Raw genomic sequence first — 15510 nt, forward strand, 5'->3', positions numbered from 1 at the left:
ACCATGCGATACCTGGATGATAAACCCTACCGTAAGCAGGTATATACTTAGGATGAAGTGAAGGGCTTGATCCAGTCATATGGACTTCCCCATGAATGGAATGCAGATGGGCGCTTAAGGTCCTGTACGTTACATCGAGGCGCAGATTTGAGATGGCCAACCACTGAAGATGAAGGAAAGGATGAGAGGCATGAAGATCAGATTGGCCGAACCTTACGATATTGATTCATTGGTTCGCATGAGATGGGATTTCACCTATGAGCATTATCCGATTATCGAGGCGTCTTATGGAGATTTTCAAGAGGAGTGCAGTGTTTTTTTGCATAAAGCCATGAGCAACGGTAAATGGTTCATCTGGGTGGCCGAGCTGAATGACAAGATTGTATCGCATATCTACATAGAGCTGATCGATAAGGTGCCCAAGCCAGGGCGAACCACATATCCATTTGTTTATATGACCAATGTCTACACGATTCCTGAGTATCGCTCGAAGGGGATTGGAGGGCGACTATTAAAGCGTATTGAAGAATGGGGCAGGGAGAATAGACATGAGTTCATCATGGTATGGCCGAGTGATGATGGTGTTCCATTTTACGCAAGGAACGGGTATATACGTTGTACGGAGCCTATGGAGCTGTCACTAGGCGGTTAAAGTCTATGGAGAGCCAGTCAAGGTCGAAGCGTAGCGGAGCTTTGTACAGCCTTGACAGGCGGTTCTATCATCCAACACTATTCCATCCCATTGGTCGAATGACCAAGGGACGGCTCACGCCAAGTGCGATTGTTAAGGTGGAACCTTAACGGGCCCCTAGGGGCGGTGGGAGCGCATGAAAGTCGTGAATCTATTGTTCGTTCTCATTGTTCGGTATCAATTCGTCAAGCAGGGCCTCCATTTGTTTGCGTTCTTCTTCCGTAATAGGTGGTGCCATTGACTCATTCTGTACTTCAGCCACGAACATCTGCTGCTGAAGTTCCTTTAGCGCTTCCTTCGATGGTTGGTGTGCTTTAAGCTCAGCTTTGGCATGTTCTTCATGCTCCTTCAGTTGTTGCGTACTAGAGCGATGAGCTTGTTGGAGAAGTAGTAGCTCTTTACGTACAGCTTGCAAATCCCGTGCTTGCAGGAACGTATTGCGAGCAAAGCTAATGTCTGCATGAAGGTTTGCTGTAGCCTCAGTTTTTTTTGCCACTCTGTAGTATTCAACGCCTAATTGTTCCGCCATTTCGAAGCTGTACACTTTTCTTACTTCTTGCGCAATCAGGTAGATAGGTACTGACTCAGCTTCGGGGTTAATTTTTCGGTATGCGTTCAGCTTCTTTTGAAAGAATGAAGTCCAGACTGCTCTCGCACGTTGATCATAGACAATGGCTTCATCATCCGCCACCCATTCATTAACGAACTTGCCCTCAATTAACTTCACTCTTTTTACACGGTGCGTCTTCATGTGTGAATCCGTAATGTAACCATGTTCACGAAGAGAATTTCGAATACGAGTGCAAGTAGCTTCCACTGCTTTGTACTCGGCCTCGTGTCTTTGAGCCAGTTCCATGTATAGCTCGTTAGTGAATTTAACAAAGGTACCTTTTGCTGTATTTACCAAATCCCGTCCATTTATGATACAGTCGATGTATTCAGCTCCAATGGGAGAGTAGCTCATGCCGTTGATCAGAAGCATATACCAGAATCCTGCGGGAATGCTCAGAGTGTACTCAGCCCTCTTTCCCATACCTGTGATCTTAACGTCTTTCACACCCATGTTCTGAAGCTTTTGGAGGCGACTCCTTACTGTCTGCTTCATACAGTGGGACTCGCTCCACCCTGTAAAGCTGAGGAATTGTTCATGATTCAAAGTGACGTTGTCCATCGTTCTCTAGTCCTCCTTTTGCTTGAATACGAACTCGTCTGCAAATACCTTGCTATGTTTGCTAAGTGATGGCCAGCCTGCTACTCTGAGAAATTGTGTGGGTGATGCTTCTGTCTCACCTCACATTAACTGAGTAAAAGCAACCATTTGCATAGAAATTGGCCAGTTTAGTGACGATAATCTGTTTACATTCTGTTTGCTTAAATGGGAAAACAGAGTAGTGAATCTGAATCCCCCCCTTTGTTTGCAGGTTAGTAGTATCATGGCTGACAGTAGTACTATAATAACCTGCAATTCAAGGGGGGTGATGGATATGAGTTTGATAGTTCATTGAATGAACGCATTGAATTTACAGCAATGAGATTAGTTTGTACTCGTATCATCGTGAGCCTAATTCCCCTGATACACCTTTTCCCCGAACGTTAAGGATCAGTTCAACTCAATCGGCCATTAATTTAACGCCAATACGAATAGACAGACGCAATTCGCCTGCCTACATGCCTACTTTCATCCTACCCATGGAATCTACTTCAAAGCCTACTTCTGTTAGCGTTATGGTTAGTATACGCGATGGGAGTGTGAATTATGCGCTGATCATATTTTCATATAATCGAAGGTATATCGATTTTACAATTTGCATATACTGAACCCTGTTAGTCGTAAAGAGTGTAGTAGGATGAAGTGAGGACACTCCGTCAGGGGGTTCTTCAAAATGGTAACCCCTTGATTTATTTCTACTAAAATCAAGGAGTGGTGTTGATTGAAAAAGTTAGTTCCTGCCTTTGACCAGCAGGTTCTCGCAAAGACACTTGTTAATTCTGTATTCAATAGAGTGAATTTCGAAGAGGCAAGTCGTATCGTTAAGGAACATGAGGGAGAAGGAAAGCAGATTAACATTGAAGAGTTGTTGAATGCTTGCATAACGGGCAAATACAAGCCAAAGTCTACATGGACAAGCAATCAATATGATTCAGCGGATTTGGTAGTGCAGCAAGCCATATGCAATGTTCTATATAATTTCTTCAGATATGTTCCTGATATGGCCTCCGTTCTGAATAAGAACTATCGTTGGTACATTGATCTTAGGAATATCGTAGATTTAAGCGAACATTTGCCAACAGAGGCCTTCATTAATTCAATAAAATATTTTGTTAATGATGTGATGTTCGTCGATTTGGTTAAAAGAATAGTCGGGAATCAGGTGGTCTCTGCTTATGCGCTACTTAGTCCTAGTATTAAAGGAAGCTCATATTTTGGATTATTGCTGTATGACATACTGATGAGTCTATTCGAGACCCATGCGGTTGTACTCGAATATGGCTTTATCCGATTCGATGATGTTCCTTTTATTTTCTTCAATTATAAAGAACAAGCGGAACAAGTAGTGGAATCTATTATTAAATTATGTGGAGAAGATTATTTGAATCTAGACCTCACAGAGCATGAGATTGAAGACGAAATAAAACCATTGGATGCGAGCTTTGTTGAAGTATTAAAAAAAATTGCTGATATATGAATTTACCAACTTTAAGTAATAGCTGCCTGTCGGATGGGTATATTGCATTGGAGCGCTGAACGTTCCCAGTCTTCAGAGGTTACGTAGATATTTCAACGTTTCAGAACGAAATCCTAACAAGTGGGTGTAGCCAAAAGTATTCTGTGTGGTGATCTTCCACAAATATTTCGAGAAAAGTTAAGTGGATATCTTGATTTTTTCGAGCCAAATGGTTACGAATAGTATAATCGAAGCGGTGGCAATGCCGCCTCGAGTCTCCTTATATGCCGCCTTCCCTTCGAGGAAGGCTGGCCATTCAAATTTAAGAGGGTGATTTCTTAATGATGAAGTACGATGTTGAGGCATTTATTGATCAAATGAACGCACGCAAGGATGTATTAATATTCCTCGATGAAGCCCCTTTATCTAAGAAGCTTAGAATCAAACGAGCAGCGGATGAGTTCACACTCACAGAGTTATCGGAGATACTAAGCATCAGTGCAGGCGCATTGTCCGATTATGAGCATGGAAAGAAGATTAGCTCCAGGCATATTGGCATAATCGAGGATTACCTTTATTCCCAGTGGTATGAGGACAAAGTTCTTGTAGATAGAATCGAACAATAAGGAGTCATGAAAACATGGATGAATTCTTAAGAATGCTTGAATTGGAAGATTCACTTCCATCTACTACTTCAGCTCAGCGCGAGGCCAACCAGCATCGCAGAAAGATGTATCTGAATATTAATCGGGAACGATCGGTTCCTTCCCCGACGGTAAATAACAACTTCGGGGTAGAATTGCTTATGAAGCGTCTGGAAGACCCTGATTATCGAATGAGTGTTCGAACATTACTCGAAGAATAGACCACACAATGGTGCGGAACGGTAAGACCAGCGAGCGGAGCGAGCTGTTGCAGATTGCCGAAGGCTTGGTTAAATAAGAAAGGGAGTCGATTGCCGACTCCCTACATATCTTAGTTATTCCTATAAGCATCCTCGGCTTCATCCTCTGTATAACGATCAAGTATTGAAAGCATTGCCGATTCCAGCTTTTGCAGTTCGTCGCGGGTCATCCCTAGAGCTTTACAGGCAAGGATGGCATATCCGATACATGCAGAATTATTCATGGGGTTTCTCCTCCTTAATTTTATTGAGTTGATTACATTTGACCGCTTTCTTTCAGGGAATAGTAATTATCCGTGGATATGACTAGGCTGTCGAGTACTTCGATGCCGATAATATCGCCGCATTCCTTCAATCTAGCTGATAATGCAATATCTTCTGGGGAAGGCGTACAATCCCCAGAGGGATGATTATGGCAAGCGATTATTGAAGCTGATCCACGAGAGATGGCGGCGCGAAACACCTCCCTTGGGTGAACCACGGCGGCATTAAGACTTCCCACGCTAATTCGGTTATTGGCGATTACATGGTTCTTGGTCGAGAGTTGGAGAATCCAGAACTCCTCATGCATAAGATGGCCGATTTCAAACCTCATAAGATTAAAGACATCTTTCGGAGACCGTATGATGACTTTATTATCCCTCGGTGTATTCAATGCTCTAGCCAGCTTTAATGCAGAGACGATCTGACGAGCACGAGCAGGCCCAATGCCTTTGATCTGTGTAAGCTCCTTCTCGTTCGCATCAAGCAGTTCAAAAGGCGTTACGAAGCGGGAGAATAGCTCCTGAATTATTGGGCTCGTTTCCTTCACGCAAAGGGCATCTGCCAAAGCAGTCTTTATCGAATATAAGTTCATTGTGATAACCTCCATAAAATGAAATAGAGGAGCAGCCAGATAGGCTACTCCTCTTGTGTGAATAGAATTATTCAGTTACAATTGCAATTAGGTAGCATTACCTTTGGGCGCTTTGCAGAGCGTCCTTTTTCATGTCTTCAATCTTCATTTCAACCAATACTAGCTCGACAAGCGTACGAGTATACGCCTGTCCTTCCCAACTGTCTATCGGAGCATTGTTGTCTAGTTCCTCTTTGATCACTGTGAGTTGATTGAGACGAATTATCAATTGCTCATATTTCTCCATTCGGCGATTTCTCCTTTCATTAGTTTGCATGAGCTTTTCGCTTTTGGTGCTTACTCAACTGCGATGGGTAATACTTGCGGAAATAACGAACTACATAATGCTCTGCCAATTCCTTATCGATCTTCCAGAATCGAAGAAAGTAGCTTTGCAGAACCATCCCTGCAATGCGAATCTGCCCCTGCATTACCAATTGTCGCAGCAATACGATCAGTTCCTCTGGCAATTGCTTATTACTTGCCAATGCTTTCACCTCCTCTCATTGATTTGATCTTGCCATTTCATCAACCTGTGCACGACTTCTCGAAGGTCTTGGCTAAATGGGTAACCTTCACTAAGCATGTCGGAATGCTCTGTCTCCAAGCGTTCAAATTCACAGCTTAAGTAGACCAATGCATTCACTGACTGATTCAACGCAGTCTGAAATTTATCCACGGTCATCACCTCCTCATCTGGTGTGCTCTCACTCCACCGATTTTCTCTGTAAAACAAAAAAAGACCCGCATTCATCCAGTTGGATGAACACGGGTAAAATTTAGATGGTTTATTCGTCTTTCCATTCAAGGATGTAGCTCAATAATTCGTATGCTCTCTTCTGATCAACAACATTTCTACCTTGGAACTTGTTCACGAGCAACGACAAGTAATAGGTGTCCTTGCCCTTCTCAAGCGGCTTAATAAACCGAAATAACTCCTCAAAAGGAACGTCAAGAGCAGCTGCTACTTTTTCGAGACTCTTTATCGTTACGTTATTTTCCCCTCTTTCAATGCGTCCTATATATGTATAGTGTAAATCAGCTAACTCGCCAAGCCTCATTTGGCTCCACTTACGCTGTTCTCTCAACGATCTAATGCGCTCACCGACGATCTTCATGGTTTGACTGCTCATAAACTCACCTCTAGGGCAACGATATCCTAGAGAGCCTAAGTCATCGATAGCATATTAGTATCAATAACTAGTTAATATAGCATATAATTATCAATTGTGATATAAATGATTTAGCAAGCCTTTGGTAGTAGGCTGGAAGAACCGCCAGCGTATGAGGACGGGTGGGCGCGTTCAAAAGTAAGAGTATACAAAGTCATACATAACTCAGGGTTGGAAATTTAGTGATTTTTGAACCAGGGGGGGTCTAAATGGAAGCGGCAATAATTGGACTAGGATTCCTGATAATCGGATTTTTCGCGGCAAAAGGGTTGGGAGAAAAATTTAAATTCGGCTGTCTGATTGTCCTTGTTCTTGCAGTTATACTTGCTATACTCTTTGTTGGCTTACTTCAAATAATGTGATCTTGGGGGTATTTCATGTGAAGTTCAAAACAATCATAGTTCTGGCGCTGTGCCTTATGATCGCTGGGTGCAATTCAGCAGTACAAGATGAAGGCGACGATAATATTGTAGAAGAAATAAGTGAGAATCAGGCAGTGAATCTCGATGGTCAGGCTTTATCAGAGGAGCGACTTAAGCAAGTACAGGCAGAGTTCTTGGAGAAGTACGGTTTGAATGAAGATGAGCTATTACAACCGCTCTTAGCTGATCTTAATCAGGATGGAATAGAAGAAATCATAGTGGGCGCGGACCCGCAGGCTAATCATTTCGGCAGGATATCCATATATAATCTGGAAGATCGTGATGAACTGGCCTCCATGGAAGTTCCTGATGCCGCAAGCGACCGATTCATGAGTATACGCACGATCCAGAATCCTGTGCATCATACATTGCTTGCGGTACAAACAGAGTATAGGGACATCGGGGTCGATCTATATGCTTTGCGAGATGGAAAGCTGGAGCAGGTGTTTTCTGTGAGTGGTGTTTCCATTGCGTTCGAGGACATGGATCAGGATGGCTATGAAGAAATCAGAGTGAACGAAATGGACTGGTTACACTCGGAATCAATGGCCGATGCCTCGTACAAGCACGTGCACTATACATGGAATGGTGAGACTTATATCCGCGATGTGGGTGACAGTACTGTGTATAACGTGGCGGAAGATGCGCTTCAAGAGCTGGCGGGACTTTGGCATCCATTAAGCGAAAACGCTGATAAAATTATTAAGATACATAAAAAGAGTGATAGCAGCGGGGAATTGATCTACGGCGATCTGATGTCTCTGGCAGAAACCGATCCGATAGCTTTCTCAATCGGTGAGATCGAAGAGAATAAGATTCAACTGCTTTTCCCCAACGAGGATATGCTGGTTATTTTTGAAAATGAGAGTCATGCTCGGTTTGTTCAAGGCAATAACATCATGCAGTATCAAAAGACATTAGCCTATGATGAACCTGTTGATTGGATCAATACGATTACGGGCTACTGGTTGGACGATGAAATGGGCTTCTACTACCATATTGAAGCCAATGAAACAGGCGTTATTATCAAATCCACGTATGGTGAAGGTGTATTCGTTCGATATTATGTTGTGGTTAATGAAACCAATTTGGCACTTGATTTACTAGGGTTATCTGAAGACAGTGTGGACATCGTCTTCTACATTGAGAATAGAAATTTGGTAATGTCGGCAGGTGGAAGAACTTCTTATTTAACACCGATTTCAGAGAGGGAATACATCGAAACCGCTAACTTCACAGTTGAAGGCGATTATTAATGTTGATATTCTTGGAGGGATAGAATTGAAACGATTAAGATTATTGACAATCGGATTTCTCATGATCTTTCTGGTATCTTGTTCATCAGTTGGGAATAAGTCATTAAGCGGGGAGAGCGAGTACTGGAAAGTAAACTATACACTAACGCCTTCCCAGTCGGACAATAGTGAATATTATACGATACATGAAGCCTTCACGATTACCTATAAGAGTGGGCGCAGCGGTGGGAAGATAACAATGGGAGGCGGTGGTGGTCAAACCATCTGTGGTCCTGTAAAAGGACAGGCATACGTTCAAGAAGGCGGCATTGTGAAATTCGAAGAGAGTTGTATGAAAACCGCCGACGAGATTACTCGTTACGATAAAGAAGAGAAATATTCAATCTATATTTATTGGGTGGATAGTATTGTCCCTGGAGGTTCGAAGGGCGAAGGAATTGAACTTAAATAATAGATGATTGATATGAAGCATCCTTAGGGGTGCTTCTCTTTTGTCCTAAAAGCAGGAAAATAGTTGCGGGTTGTCGAAATTGTTAAATGATTGTAGGTGATCGGAACGGTATGCTCAAAACGACAACATGTTTCACCTGAAAGCGTTTATCCCCTTGTCGGAGGTCATAATATTTCAGCGCTAACTTATGTAGATAAACTGAAGTCAAGGGGATAGTATGCTTAAAACCAAGCACTTCAACACACAATATACGTGCCAAAGAAATAGGGGAGGGTTGGAAGAGTCCTTGGAGATCCAGAGAGGTGTAATGGCAGCCGAGAACAAGCAAAGTCTGAAATCATTAGATTTAAGAAAGAATTGGAAAAGGCAAGAGATTCGCCTGTTAGGGTAATTCTGAAAAATTACTTTAAGTTCTAAGTAGTTGAAAGTCAAAATAAAAGTATTGGAATTTACCGCTTGTGTGATTAGATGAAAGGAGTTGCTGGAATGTCTCCAGAACAAGGCGCGGTCCTGCTTTGCTATCATTGTGGGAACAAAACTTTTATGGATTTAATCAATAACCACAGACTCGTAAATTCAGATGACATTTCAGACAATTATGTGAATGTACAATATTCAGTGGAGTTTGTTCGAAACTGGTATACATATGCATGCAAAGTATGTGGTGAAATCACTCTTAAGCGTGAGGAGTGGTTTTCTGAAGACACACATCATGACGGCAGGCCTATTCTTAAATCCCAAATAGTCTATCCGCAGGTTACTAACAAAGAATCTAATATGCCAAACGGAGTTTTTGAAGCGTTCGAAGCCGCTATAAAGGTGCGACATTTAGACGGTGCGATCTGTGTTCTATCGCTACGGAGAGCTCTGGAGAGAATGTGTAATGACAAAGGGGCAACACAGAGAAATCTCTACAGGAAGCTAAAATTTTTAGCTGATTCTAAGATTTTGCCTCCAATATTAGACGAAATGGCATACATTCTAAAACAACTTGGTAACGCAGCTGCTCATGCTGATGATGTTACTTTTGATGAACATTTGGTAAGTTCAATGATTGAGTTTACTCAAATGATTCTTGATTACGTGTACAATATGCCAGAGAAGTTGAAATCAGTGCAAAAACTTATGGGTGTAGTGGAGGGGAGAGTAATTGACTGAATTAAAATGGCCCCATGCCAATCCTGATTTTTATCGAATTATTTCTCCCGACAACATTGTTAGAATTAAAGCTACCACGAATCTGTCTCAGGATTTTTTTATTTATGCAGAGATGTTTAGGAAAGCAGCACATGTATTAACTGAGCATATTTTAAGAAAAGCTAGTATTAGGGAATTGGACACGTATTTTTATTCAGTAACCTATTTATACAGACATAGTCTCGAATTAATGTTAAAAGCAATCGGGTTTAAGTTTATTACTGATGTAGATGAAAGGAAGCGTTTTATTAAAAACACTTTTCATAATCCTTCAAAGATTTTGGCGACGATAAAGCAGTATTTAAATAAAGAAATCAATAACAATGAGGGTTTATTCGATTGGACCGAAAAATTTTTGTCTGATTTGAGCAAGGTTGATAAAGAATCAGATTCGTTCAGGTACCCATTTGGGATAATTATTACTAGAGAAAATCCCTTCTCAGAGAAGCAGTATTCATTAAAACTCTTATTTGAGAAACAAACACACATTAATCTTTTAGCTTTGGCAAATAAGATGGAAATTGCGTACACTGTAGTGACCAGTTACTATAATGATTCAGAATTGATACTCGAAGAATATAATAATTATACTCCATCTTTTTTAGAAGAAGGTGGGAGCTATTATGCCCAAAGTGTAGTTGGTTACGGATATAATAAGGGGAAATTTTATCCTTACGTTAGTGCATTTAAAGAGTCGGCAGATTATTTGTTTGAGTTTATGACAGATAACCGTCAGTTAAAAGAGTTTTTGTTTTTGCCTATGTGTTACTTATACAGAAATGCGATCGAGCTTGCATTAAAAGAGATATTATTTGAGGAATGTTCTTTTGGTTTTCTCAATGGATTGAAATTAATAAAAGACAGGAAACACAGTATTCAGCGTTTGTGGAACACTATACTTAACGATGTAAAATCACACAATAATGCATCAGATGACGACCCAACAATTCAAAATGTAGAGAAGTATATTATTCAACTTCAAGGCCTTGATTCGACATCCGATAAATTTAGATATCCGACTAACAAATTATTAGAACCTCACTTTAAGGAAATAAAGTGTTTTGATATACAAAATGTGTCAACTTTTTTCGGTGAACTTGCGTCATTCTTGAATGGGGTTTGTTTGCAAATGTCACATCATAATGAATTAATGGCTGAATTAAGAGCAGAGTATGAAGCTGGAACTAGATGGAATTACGAGTAGGGCTTTGTTAAATCATCAATTGACTGGAGTGCAGGGGGGAAGAGAAACGGTGACACTTAGATGTAAGTCACGTGTGAATTAATGTGATAAATAGCTACCTTAAATCACTTGGTAGCCACCGTGGTGAAAAACTCAAAACCATTTACATAGTAACACTAAGTGAATATAGAAGGGAATAAGGCAATGTCTGAGCAGATTAATAGTTCACTCGATGAAGCTATCCGAATTTTTGAGGCCGCTGAAGCCAACCTATCGAAACTCGAACGATTGTGGGAACGGATGTATGAACTGACACCAGGTGGAATTGTATTTGGGGATAATATCCAGTACGAAGAGTTGTATAGATCTTATATAAATATTTTGACGCATCTCCCAAAGATTAATGGATGGAAGCCGCAAACGGAGCCACGGAATCTAAATAGTATTGCTCAAAGCCGCCTTGATGCTTTAGAGATAGATGAGATTAGTGCCAAGATATCCGTAGAGGAGTGGATTCAAGAACCAGGTCACGAACTGAGAGAATATCGTTTTAGGTTTAATCACAAAAGAAAACAGCTTATTCGAGATTCAGTATCTACGATTTTTAATGAGATTAATGTTATTTTGAGTGGGATACAGAGTATTTATAGGGAAGATTGCAGTTATTTGGTTCAAACTGACGAGTGGATTCAATTACATACAAAGGTCAAAGAGGTCGATACTCTTCTTGGAAGCAGTGTAGTAAGACCCCAAAGTTGGAGCGATTTATTAAGAACGATCTCATTTAATTCGGTTGGTGATTTAAGGAAAATCATACATGACTGGCCAATGTTGAAGGACTCATTGATGCAAAGCTTGTTTGATGAGAATGATCCGATTCCAATAAACATAGAAGATCTTTCTGACATAATTGCTCAAAAACCAAAAGGTACTGTTATTACAAAGTTAAATTGGAATAAATTAAATCCAGATAATTTTGAGAGATTAATTTATTCACTAATTAGCTTTGAGGAGGGTTATGAAAACGCTGAATGGTTAATGCATACTAACGCACCAGATAGGGGGCGTGACTTGTCAGTTATGAGAGTTTTCAAAGATGGTTTAAGTGGTGTGACTAGGCGCAGAGTGTTAATACAATGTAAGCACTACCTTACAAAAAGTGTAAATCCTGCTGATATAGCCTTACTTAAAGACCAAATTAAGCTTTGGGAGCCGCCGCGAATAGATGATGTTGTGATAGCTACTTCAGGAAGATTCACAGCAGATGCAGTTGCGTTAATTGAAAGGCATAATCAATCAGACTCTGCTTTAAAAATTGAGATGTGGCCAGAGAGCCACCTTGAGAATTTATTAGCAAGAAGACCAGCACTTATTGCGGAATTTCAACTTAGGTAGTTATTTTTACGTCTAATATAATTATCAGTAAAACCGTTAAATAAGAGTAATATCGTGACATTAAGGGAATAATTAGAGTATGATATAGTTGAAAATGAATTAATGGAGTGACTCAAGGTGGAGAAGGTAAAAAGCCGTGCGGGATTAGAGCATCATTTTGATGCAATATTAAATAATAATTATGAGTCGATAATCACGCATCGCAAGTATAGCTACGGACACAATGCAATTAAATCGTATGTTGTGGAGTGTCACCTTTTCAAGGATGAAACATCAAGAGACTCTATTACTTCTACTGTACTAACTCACGCACAAACAATTGAATCAAACGCAAAGTTATTTGATACAGAAGATGAAACTTTAGTTTTCTTAACCACTGAAAAGGCCGATTATTATCTTGATTTTAGTAATAAAAGATACATCGTCCTTCATACTGCTGAGCCAACAAAAGTTACTGATCCGTTCATTAAAAGGTTTTATACAGAAAAAGGTTTTGATAGTTTGTGGTTGCCAGTTCCACTGTTATTACAGACAAATCAGTTTGGACGTTTCTGGGGAATGGGTGTTTCATTTCGTGATAGTATTGAAGAGCCCTCAGAGCAAGATAATGATTTAATTGAGGATATTCAAGATGTCAGCTTAAGCGTGAAAAGACACTTTGCTAAAAACTTTTTTAAATTACTTATGAACTCTGATTTAAATCGAATGATGGGGATTTCCAGACTTTCGGTCTTGCGTTCAAATTTCACAAATAATACGGATGAAGAAAATAGATTTATAATAGACGACATTAAGTATAATGGTAAATTAACCGCTAAAGGTAATTCATATGCAAAACACTCAAGAATTGTGTTTGAATTGGTTAAACTTTATGGTGAAGCAATAACAAAGCTTGAGAGCTATGGAATTTCATTTGATGAAGGATTTTTGTCGGGCAATCCAATAACCATTAATTTCAGCCAACCAGTACTTCCAGAGAAATTGGTTAATTTGGTGTTTAGTGGAGACGAACCTTTTAGGCTGTGGGGTATAGAGGAGAGGTTAAACGATCATGAATACAGAGTTTACGCAGTTGACATGCACCATGGAAATTTAGGAAACAGGATAATGTTTGAAATATCACCTCACTTCATTAGAATTGCTCTACCTAAAAATTCTTGTGCTAATACTGTGTTTAGATTGCTTGCAAATTTAAATCATTATGTTGATGCTATGGCGGATTTGGAGGTAGAAGGCTATGAGCTCAAAGTCGACTTATCTGGAACAGGACTTAGTTAATATCATTGCAAGTATGACCTTTAATATTCCAAACTATCCTAGAACATTTTATGAAACAGGATATAGGGTTGAATTCATTGAAAAGGAATTTGATATTAATCAAAATGGAAAAGACCGTGAGGTCAAATTTGATATAGTTTTAAATAACAAAGATAAAAATCATTCAATTGCCTGTGAGTGCAAAAGCGGGGGGACAGAACCAGCCCAGCTAAAAAAGTATTCTCTCTTAACTTCTGAGGAACTAGTTTTAGTTGGTGGCGTATCCTCGCACTCTCCTTCCTCTCATACACATGATACAGCAATTGTATGTAATTCGTGTAATCTCGAAAAAATAAAAGAAGAAGCGAGCGAGTATGATTTTACATATTTTTCTGTGACAAATTCTCCAACAACTATTTCAATATCAGGTGTGGAGTCGCAAGATGATGATCTTTTAGCTTATTTTGAGATGCCAATAGAATACCCGAGCTTAGTTCATGAAGTATTTAGAGTAGGCGGCCAAACTCCCTTGTTTAAATATGTAAAGATACTGGCTGAAGTGTTGGTTTCTTTCTCCATACGTGAAAAAGAAGAGTTTACGATAGCAGATTTAGCCCCAGAAGTAGCTTCAACAAATTCGGAACTATATCCATCACGTATTGGAATCAGTATGAGAAGAGATATTGAGAAAAAAATTAGTGATGCAATGGATATCGGTAGTAAGTATGAGTTGTTTGAGTACATTGAATGGAATAGGAAAAAAGGGCAAGGAAAATTAAAGAAAATAAAAACTGGTTGTAAACCAAAGACATATAAAATGTTTAAAGAGAAGGTTGAAGAACTTTCTGATAGACTTCGTAAAGGGGAGCCTGTTCCAAAGCAGTATATCCAGAAGCCCGACGATGATCCAAATCAATATAAGTTAGAATTAGTTATGGAAAGTGAGTAAGTAATCGGGATTTTAGCATCAACGATAAAGCCAATAATAACTGGCAAACAACAACCTTCTTACGCTGTAGCAGCTTAATAACCTGCACGCGTGCTCTACCTCAGCATCGCCCATGTGCTGGGATTAGGGCTCAACTTTAGTGGGATACGCCGCTGGGTCTCCGTCTGGGGTCCACGGAAGAAGACAATCAGACTAGCCTAAAGCGTAGTGGGTGACTTAGCAGCGCTCTAGGCGAAACCTTCATAAGTCACTACACCCGTAGAAGCTTATGTGGCGATATCTTCGGACAGGGGTTCGACTCCCCTCGCCTCCATACATAAAGAAAGTCCCGGCCGTAAGGTCGGGGCTTTCTTTATGTACAGGCGTCGAAGAGGGGAGGAGAACCGAAGGTTCGTCCCGCGCGCAGGGAGCGATTGAATTGGCTACAAAGGATTGCATCAGCGGACGAGCACGGCATCGATATCTACCTTAGTGTATTGCATCGTTGCGGTAGCGTCTTTGTAAGTTTAATCGAGATATCGATACTCCCCTGGCCTCCATGTATAAAGAAAGTGTATCTAAATTTTAGTGATAAAATTCCTAAGATGAACGTTGATGAAGACATTGATATAATTAGGCAAACGAGAAATAAAGTGGCTCACTGTAAAGAGCTTGATAAAGTTGAATATCGAGAAATTATGAAGTTGCTCAATAAGCTCATCAAAGATATCGATAAAGCAATCCTCCTCACTGAAGAACGGGACTTTGTACATAAAAACCAAGAATATTTAAAGAACACGCTAAGTAAAATATCAGATACTATGAAGATATTTACAAAGGACTTCCAAGATACAATATCAGCACTTCTTAAGAGTTTTCAACTAAGTATAAAAGAAATGCAAAAGCCATTCGACAACTTACGTTTAGGTTTAATGTTGAACAGTAATCCATTTTTCTTCGAAAAGGGAAACAATGATCAAGAAGACAACTGAATTCTTCGATTAAAATCTCCCTTTACATGGAAAAGAAAAGGAGAGATTGGGATAGTACTGTTCCCTTGACGATCAGTTCTTCAGAGTCTGTAAACTATTTT

The 15510-nt window shown here is 40.1% G+C and carries 19 protein-coding genes and 1 other RNA gene; 14 read left to right on the forward strand and 6 right to left on the reverse strand.

Annotation, left to right across the window (positions count from 1 at the left end; translation table 11 throughout):
- Nucleotides 1-190: 190 nt before the first annotated feature.
- Nucleotides 191-652 (forward strand): GNAT family N-acetyltransferase, encoded by a 462-nt coding sequence (locus XYCOK13_RS09095; protein ID WP_213411818.1) that lies wholly within the window; start codon nt 191-193, stop codon nt 650-652.
- A gap of 190 nt (nt 653-842) precedes the next feature.
- On the opposite strand, the gene XYCOK13_RS09100 is transcribed toward XYCOK13_RS09095, so the two are convergent.
- Nucleotides 843-1862 carry a hypothetical protein gene (locus XYCOK13_RS09100; RefSeq protein WP_213411819.1) on the reverse strand — a complete coding sequence of 340 codons (1020 nt, stop codon included), beginning with the start codon at nt 1860-1862 and terminating at the stop codon, nt 843-845.
- Nucleotides 1863-2622: 760 nt separating this feature from the next.
- On the opposite strand from XYCOK13_RS09100, the gene XYCOK13_RS09105 reads away from it, so the two are divergent.
- The 3 genes from XYCOK13_RS09105 to XYCOK13_RS09115 all read left to right on the forward strand — a co-directional run bounded on the left by XYCOK13_RS09105 (nt 2623) and on the right by XYCOK13_RS09115 (nt 4222).
- Complete coding sequence (locus tag XYCOK13_RS09105) at nt 2623-3378, forward strand: hypothetical protein (RefSeq protein WP_213411820.1); 756 nt, start codon at nt 2623-2625, stop codon at nt 3376-3378.
- Nucleotides 3379-3698: 320 nt separating this feature from the next.
- The gene (locus tag XYCOK13_RS09110; protein ID WP_213411821.1) at nt 3699-3983 is read left to right on the forward strand and encodes a helix-turn-helix domain-containing protein; all 285 of its coding nucleotides are present in this window, start codon (nt 3699-3701) and stop codon (nt 3981-3983) included.
- Nucleotides 3984-3997: 14 nt separating this feature from the next.
- A complete protein-coding gene (locus XYCOK13_RS09115) occupies nt 3998-4222 on the forward strand; it encodes a hypothetical protein (RefSeq protein ID WP_213411822.1) in 225 nt (74 codons plus the stop codon).
- Nucleotides 4223-4332: 110 nt separating this feature from the next.
- On the opposite strand, the gene XYCOK13_RS09120 is transcribed toward XYCOK13_RS09115, so the two are convergent.
- The 5 genes from XYCOK13_RS09120 to XYCOK13_RS09140 form a co-directional block, all read right to left on the reverse strand.
- A complete protein-coding gene (locus XYCOK13_RS09120) occupies nt 4333-4485 on the reverse strand; it encodes a hypothetical protein (protein ID WP_213411823.1) in 153 nt (50 codons plus the stop codon).
- A gap of 32 nt (nt 4486-4517) precedes the next feature.
- The gene (locus XYCOK13_RS09125) at nt 4518-5117 is read right to left on the reverse strand and encodes a JAB domain-containing protein (RefSeq protein ID WP_213411824.1); all 600 of its coding nucleotides are present in this window, start codon (nt 5115-5117) and stop codon (nt 4518-4520) included.
- A 97-nt stretch (nt 5118-5214) separates the two neighbouring features.
- The gene (locus XYCOK13_RS09130) at nt 5215-5403 is read right to left on the reverse strand and encodes a hypothetical protein (protein WP_213411825.1); all 189 of its coding nucleotides are present in this window, start codon (nt 5401-5403) and stop codon (nt 5215-5217) included.
- 19 nt (nt 5404-5422) lie between these two features.
- Nucleotides 5423-5644, reverse strand: a complete 222-nt coding sequence (locus tag XYCOK13_RS09135) for a hypothetical protein (RefSeq protein WP_213411826.1) — start codon at nt 5642-5644, stop codon at nt 5423-5425.
- Nucleotides 5645-5944: 300 nt separating this feature from the next.
- Entirely contained in the window at nt 5945-6289 is a 345-nt protein-coding gene (locus XYCOK13_RS09140) for a helix-turn-helix domain-containing protein (protein ID WP_213411827.1), read from the reverse strand.
- 248 nt (nt 6290-6537) lie between these two features.
- Between XYCOK13_RS09140 and XYCOK13_RS09145 the strand changes: the two genes are divergently transcribed.
- The 10 genes from XYCOK13_RS09145 (at nt 6538) to XYCOK13_RS09190 (ending at nt 15409) form a co-directional block, all read left to right on the forward strand.
- Nucleotides 6538-6690: a hypothetical protein gene (locus XYCOK13_RS09145; RefSeq protein ID WP_213411828.1), complete on the forward strand. Its 153-nt coding sequence runs from the start codon at nt 6538-6540 to the stop codon at nt 6688-6690.
- A 17-nt stretch (nt 6691-6707) separates the two neighbouring features.
- On the forward strand, nt 6708-8006 hold the full coding sequence (locus tag XYCOK13_RS09150) for an FG-GAP repeat protein (protein ID WP_213411829.1): 1299 nt from the start codon (nt 6708-6710) through the stop codon (nt 8004-8006).
- Nucleotides 8007-8031: 25 nt separating this feature from the next.
- Entirely contained in the window at nt 8032-8457 is a 426-nt protein-coding gene (locus XYCOK13_RS09155) for a hypothetical protein (RefSeq protein ID WP_213411830.1), read from the forward strand.
- A 486-nt stretch (nt 8458-8943) separates the two neighbouring features.
- The gene (locus XYCOK13_RS09160; RefSeq protein ID WP_213411831.1) at nt 8944-9615 is read left to right on the forward strand and encodes a DUF4145 domain-containing protein; all 672 of its coding nucleotides are present in this window, start codon (nt 8944-8946) and stop codon (nt 9613-9615) included.
- Nucleotides 9608-10858 (forward strand): hypothetical protein, encoded by a 1251-nt coding sequence (locus XYCOK13_RS09165; RefSeq protein WP_213411832.1) that lies wholly within the window; start codon nt 9608-9610, stop codon nt 10856-10858. Before XYCOK13_RS09160 ends, XYCOK13_RS09165 begins: the two co-directional genes overlap by 8 nt.
- Nucleotides 10859-11041: 183 nt before the next feature.
- Nucleotides 11042-12232, forward strand: coding sequence for a restriction endonuclease (locus tag XYCOK13_RS09170; RefSeq protein WP_213411833.1), 1191 nt, complete (start codon nt 11042-11044; stop codon nt 12230-12232).
- Nucleotides 12233-12349: 117 nt separating this feature from the next.
- Nucleotides 12350-13510, forward strand: a complete 1161-nt coding sequence (locus XYCOK13_RS09175) for a hypothetical protein (RefSeq protein ID WP_213411834.1) — start codon at nt 12350-12352, stop codon at nt 13508-13510.
- Nucleotides 13470-14438 (forward strand): hypothetical protein, encoded by a 969-nt coding sequence (locus tag XYCOK13_RS09180; protein WP_213411835.1) that lies wholly within the window; start codon nt 13470-13472, stop codon nt 14436-14438. The genes XYCOK13_RS09175 and XYCOK13_RS09180 overlap by 41 nt, the downstream gene beginning before the upstream one ends.
- Nucleotides 14412-14744: a transfer-messenger RNA gene (gene ssrA, locus XYCOK13_RS09185) on the forward strand. The genes XYCOK13_RS09180 and ssrA overlap by 27 nt, the downstream gene beginning before the upstream one ends.
- A gap of 107 nt (nt 14745-14851) precedes the next feature.
- Entirely contained in the window at nt 14852-15409 is a 558-nt protein-coding gene (locus XYCOK13_RS09190) for a 14-3-3 family protein (protein WP_213411836.1), read from the forward strand.
- The last annotated feature ends 101 nt before the right edge of the window (nt 15410-15510 follow it).

Source organism: Xylanibacillus composti (assembly GCF_018403685.1).
GTDB lineage: Bacteria > Bacillota > Bacilli > Paenibacillales > K13 > Xylanibacillus > Xylanibacillus composti.

Excerpts from the sequence above, each read along its gene's own strand:
- XYCOK13_RS09095 (WP_213411818.1), top strand. The coding sequence starts at position 191 with ATGAAGATCAGATTGGCCGAACCTTACGATATTGATTCATTGGTTCGC.
- XYCOK13_RS09100 (WP_213411819.1), bottom strand. The coding sequence starts at position 1,862 with ATGGACAACGTCACTTTGAATCATGAACAATTCCTCAGCTTTACAGGG.
- XYCOK13_RS09110 (WP_213411821.1), top strand. The coding sequence starts at position 3,699 with ATGATGAAGTACGATGTTGAGGCATTTATTGATCAAATGAACGCACGC.
- XYCOK13_RS09115 (WP_213411822.1), top strand. The coding sequence starts at position 3,998 with ATGGATGAATTCTTAAGAATGCTTGAATTGGAAGATTCACTTCCATCT.
- XYCOK13_RS09120 (WP_213411823.1), bottom strand. The coding sequence starts at position 4,485 with ATGAATAATTCTGCATGTATCGGATATGCCATCCTTGCCTGTAAAGCT.
- XYCOK13_RS09125 (WP_213411824.1), bottom strand. The coding sequence starts at position 5,117 with ATGAACTTATATTCGATAAAGACTGCTTTGGCAGATGCCCTTTGCGTG.
- XYCOK13_RS09130 (WP_213411825.1), bottom strand. The coding sequence starts at position 5,403 with ATGGAGAAATATGAGCAATTGATAATTCGTCTCAATCAACTCACAGTG.
- XYCOK13_RS09140 (WP_213411827.1), bottom strand. The coding sequence starts at position 6,289 with ATGAGCAGTCAAACCATGAAGATCGTCGGTGAGCGCATTAGATCGTTG.
- XYCOK13_RS09145 (WP_213411828.1), top strand. The coding sequence starts at position 6,538 with ATGGAAGCGGCAATAATTGGACTAGGATTCCTGATAATCGGATTTTTC.
- XYCOK13_RS09160 (WP_213411831.1), top strand. The coding sequence starts at position 8,944 with ATGTCTCCAGAACAAGGCGCGGTCCTGCTTTGCTATCATTGTGGGAAC.
- XYCOK13_RS09170 (WP_213411833.1), top strand. The coding sequence starts at position 11,042 with ATGTCTGAGCAGATTAATAGTTCACTCGATGAAGCTATCCGAATTTTT.
- XYCOK13_RS09180 (WP_213411835.1), top strand. The coding sequence starts at position 13,470 with ATGAGCTCAAAGTCGACTTATCTGGAACAGGACTTAGTTAATATCATT.